At 42.9% G+C, this 4,345-nt stretch carries 3 protein-coding genes and 1 pseudogene; all 4 read right to left on the bottom strand.

Annotated elements, in window-relative coordinates:
* On the bottom strand, window positions 1–1,369 hold a 1,369-nt coding region (locus tag Q0C19_RS11085; RefSeq protein ID WP_295055988.1), incomplete at its 3' end, for an AAA family ATPase.
* Window positions 1,370–1,402: 33 nt separating this feature from the next.
* Window positions 1,403–2,257, bottom strand: a complete 855-nt coding sequence (locus Q0C19_RS11090; RefSeq protein ID WP_295055990.1) for an NAD(+)/NADH kinase — start codon at window positions 2,255–2,257, stop codon at window positions 1,403–1,405.
* Window positions 2,258–2,316: 59 nt separating this feature from the next.
* The gene (locus Q0C19_RS11095; protein ID WP_295055991.1) at window positions 2,317–3,189 is read right to left on the bottom strand and encodes a phosphatase; all 873 of its coding nucleotides are present in this window, start codon (window positions 3,187–3,189) and stop codon (window positions 2,317–2,319) included.
* Window positions 3,190–4,345 (bottom strand): annotated as a pseudogene (locus Q0C19_RS11100) (hypothetical protein); the annotation flags it as partial.

Consider the following 4,345-nt stretch of genomic DNA (forward strand, 5'->3'; position numbering starts at 1 on the left):
TGTAAATTAAAAAGTGCTGCTGCCCCATCGACGTGAGTTGCGGTTGATGGGATATGACAAAAATCTGATAACGTGAGGAAAGATGACGCAATACTTTTGCCACACTCATCGACTCTTCTCCGCTCAAATTGGCATCAATCTCATCGAGCATCAACACTCCACCGCTTCCTTGCATGCTCTCAACTCCTAAAGCAAGCAGTGCTAAACGAAGACGGTTAAACTCACCGGAACTAAGCTTATCCAATTTGGTTCCCGACAAGCCCAATACCGCTTTATCGGATCCCGAGCCGTGCATTGGGGACGATTCCAATTCCAAAGTCGCTTCACGAAGATAAAGCATTCCCAAATACCCGTTAAGTCTTTGTAAAATATCATCTAAAACGGCATGTCGAGCTGAAGACAACGCTTGCGCACTCGTCTCCAATAACGTTTTTAAATGGGAAATCTGCTTGATCAAATCACTTTTTGAGTGTTCAATCGTCTCATACGATTCCAGCTCTTGTGCTTTTGTATCACGGTACACTAATGCCTCTTCAACACTTCCGTAACGGCGCTTCAGCTCGGAAATTTGCTCGATCCGATCCAATACCGATTCGACTGAAACCTCTTCCAACTCTTCCATCCGCTCCAATGAACTCTCAAAAATATTACGAAGCTCATTCATCGCATCGTCAAAAAAAGCACTCTCGACTTCCAAAAGATTCAACGCGGATGAAACATGCGATTCATTGGAAAATATCGATTGAGCCTGCGTGATGACACTCTCGATTTTCTCTTTCTTAGAGAGTTGCTTTTTGATAAGGTTCAGCTCTTCATCCTCACCGATTCGGGGCTTGATCGCATCAATTTTCCCGATTTCGTAGAGAGCGAATTCTTTGAGTTCTGCAAGGTGTTTCTCTTTCTCTTCAATGGTTCGAAGCTCGTCGGATAATATTTTGAATTCGCTAAAAGCTTTAGCATGATCTTCCAATAAAAGTGAAAATTCCGGCTTTTCCACCCCTATTCGCTCATCAATCATTTTCAAAATATTGGAGGGTTCAAAGTCGCTGTAGTCTTTGAGGCTTAAATGACGCAGATAGTGAGAGCTTATCGCCTCCATTGAACTTTTAGAGGTACTTTGGTTGTTGATAAAATAGCGTGTTTTCTCTTTTTTAACATGGCGAAATATGTTGATGGATTCATTTTGAAGCCCATAACGCTCTTCATCGATATCCCAGGCAACACTTGATTCGCAAATATGCGCGTCAACATTATCCAGCCCCACCGAAGCCAGTATTGAACGCATAAGGATCGATTTACCGCTTCCGCTGGGTCCCGTAAAGACGACTAATCCTGGATGAAACTCAAGATCAGCTTCTTTAAACGTCAAAAATTCTTTTAAATAGAATCTCTCTATCACTGATTAATTCCCCCACCCTAATTTCTCTTTGAGCACTTCAAAATAGTTAAACTCTTTACGATGAATCAAGTGCGCTGCACCGGCCGCTAGTTTAATATGGACAGTGTCACTCTCACTGATTTCGACTAAGTCCTGACCGTCCACAATGACCAATGCACTGGCATCGGGTGTTTTAATCTCAATTTCAAAATGTCCCGGCAAAACGACGGGGCGCTGAGTCAGAGAGTGAGGGCATATCGGAGTAAGTGCAAAAACTTGCGTGAGAGGAAACAGCACGGGTCCGCCCGCAGAGAGATTATAGGCAGTTGAGCCCGTCGGGGTTGAGATGACAACGCCATCACCGTAATAGGTGTTAAAACTCCGTCCGTCAACATACGTCTCCAAACGGATCATTTTTGCGATAGAGGGACGGGTAAGGACAATGTCGTTAAACGCAAAGATCTCACTTTCACCATTGGGAGTGACAATGGTTGCTTGCAGAATCGCCCGCTTATCGATGCGATATTCTCCCCCTATCATCTTGTCAATAAACGATTCCAGTTCGGCAAAATCAAGATCGGCTAAAAATCCCAGCTTTCCGGCATGTATTCCTAAAACGGGTAGCTGATACCGATACGAACGGCGAACGGCAGAGATAAGGGTACCGTCACCTCCGATGGTCACCAAAAAATCGCTGTTTTGACACATCATATCAAACGGCTGTCCCATGACATCAATCATTCCGCCGCTGATGTTGTCGATGATTACCTCAATCCCGTGTGATTCAAAAATCCGCTTTGCTTCAAAGAACATCTCTTTAAGTTCAGGAGTTGAGGGGCGAAGGAGCATTCCGACACGTCTAATATTAGTTAATTTCAATATTTCGCCCCTTTTTCTTTGTTTTCTATTATAGCTAACTTCACTCCAAGGACAAAATTTTAGTGCAATTTGTAATATTCCAGCGCAATCCCCTCACGCAGCCCGTCATCGATGATAATCGCTTCATCCGCCCCAACTGCTTCATATATAGCGGTTACCATTAAAATTCCTGTAATAATGAGATTCTCACGCCCCACGCCGACATAACGTCTCCGTTCAACCTCATCCATCGCTAGAAGTGCGTCATAAACACTATAGCAATCCGAAAGTGTTAAGTGATATCCGTTGACTTTTTTCGGATCATAGCTTTCATAATCCATGCCGTTGAGATAAGCGGCAATGGTGGTCGGAGTCCCTGCGGTCAAGATCAGCGGCTCGGATCGATGAGAGAAGGTCTCTTGCAGTGCAATTTTAAAAGATTGCATCTTGTCATCCGGCTGATTCAATCCGGCTTCGCTCAGAGTCACTATCCCGAAATTGAGACTGAGCGTTTCTATCTGCGAATCGCAGTATCGGGTCAGTTCCGTCGAACCGCCCCCAATATCTGCAAGGAGAAAGGATGCAGGTTCGATACCCAGTATTCTAAGTCTATTACGCACAGCATCGAGAGTCAAAATCGCCTCTTTTTCTCCGTCAATAATATCAAAACGGATACCGCTAGCTTGTGCGATTAGAGCGAGCGTTTCATCTGCATTGGAAGCTATCCTCATCGCTGCGGTCGTATAGGCTCTGATCGGCTGAGCCGTAAAATCAATGATGTGCTTCGCTTCATTGATGGCATTTATAATACGCCCTATGGCAGGTTCACCGATACGGTGTGTCTGATGAAGCCCTTCAGCAGTACGAACAATTTTCTCAAAACTTTTCCCCCATCGTTTCCCGTCAAATTCAATGAAACGGAGGGTATTGGAACCTAAATCGATCGCTACCATTTAGCTCAATGCCGTGATATCATCGATTCGCATCGCCGGTGTCCAGGATTCGGATGAACTTTGTTCGGGTATTTCCAGTTCCAATGGTGATTCGTATAATAATTTAAAATAATTACATACACTTCGAATCCCCTCATCCATTCCAAAAATTTCTGTATAGTGACGAATACCGTATTCAATACTCTCCTGAGGAGCTTTAAATTGTATTTTTTGCTCCAGCTGTACACAATACGCTTGTGCCATCACTCCGGCCATAGCTTTATATTTATCCCGTATTCCAAAAAAAGGTTCAAAAACTTCCAAGGTTTCATGCGCACTTCCGGTAGAAGCAAACCGTTGTGCATTATCAACGATACTATTCCATTGACGTTCAAGTAACTGAGCTTCCGGGGTTTCATACAAAAGCGGATACGAACTGAGATACGAGAAAGCATTGGGGAGATCATTGGACGCAATTGCCTGATAAAAGAGGTGTTTTATCCGTATGGTTTCATCCATCTCCTGTGCTTCTTTGGCATAATCGGGAAAAGATACGAGGATTTTACACGCTTTTCTTGCCATCGGATAGTCACCGTTCGTATACGCTTTTTGTGCTTGAATATAAAGGATATCCCCATATTCCATTGTTGAAGCGTATTCTGAAAATTCTTTTAAAAACGGGTACATTTTAATGAGTCCGAAAAATTTTACATAATCATGTTGTGAAAGTATTTTTTTCATATAGATATACATTTTACGCTGCTCAAAGAGTTGCTGTATCAGTGCAGTTTTATCGGATATTCCACGATAAGGCGCCAGTAAAGTCTTAGCTTGTTCCTCGCCGTTAGGCAATAAAATCAACTCTTGAACTTTAAAAAATACTTTTTTCCACTGTAATTCCATTTTTCGATACAGTTCGGACTCTTGGAAAACCGGATATTGTTTGGCTAACGAATAGGCTAAAGGGAGTCGTCCTATTTTAATATAGTTTTGAAACATTCCGTATTTTTCATAGGCATTGAGCAGTTGATTAATAACTCCTCTCTTTTTAAGGATTCCGATGAAAGGGGAAAAGAGTTCTTTTGCCTTCTCCCGTTCATTTTCTTCAAGATACGCACGCCCTTTTGTGATAACATCCGCCCAGATTTTTTCACCCAATTCATAGGGCTTGGAATAC

Origin of the sequence: Sulfuricurvum sp., assembly GCF_023250475.1 — a bacterium.
In the GTDB taxonomy this organism is placed as follows: Bacteria; Campylobacterota; Campylobacteria; order Campylobacterales; family Sulfurimonadaceae; genus Sulfuricurvum.

Excerpts from the sequence above, each read along its gene's own strand:
- Q0C19_RS11095 (WP_295055991.1), bottom strand. The coding sequence starts at position 3,189 with ATGGTAGCGATCGATTTAGGTTCCAATACCCTCCGTTTCATTGAATTT.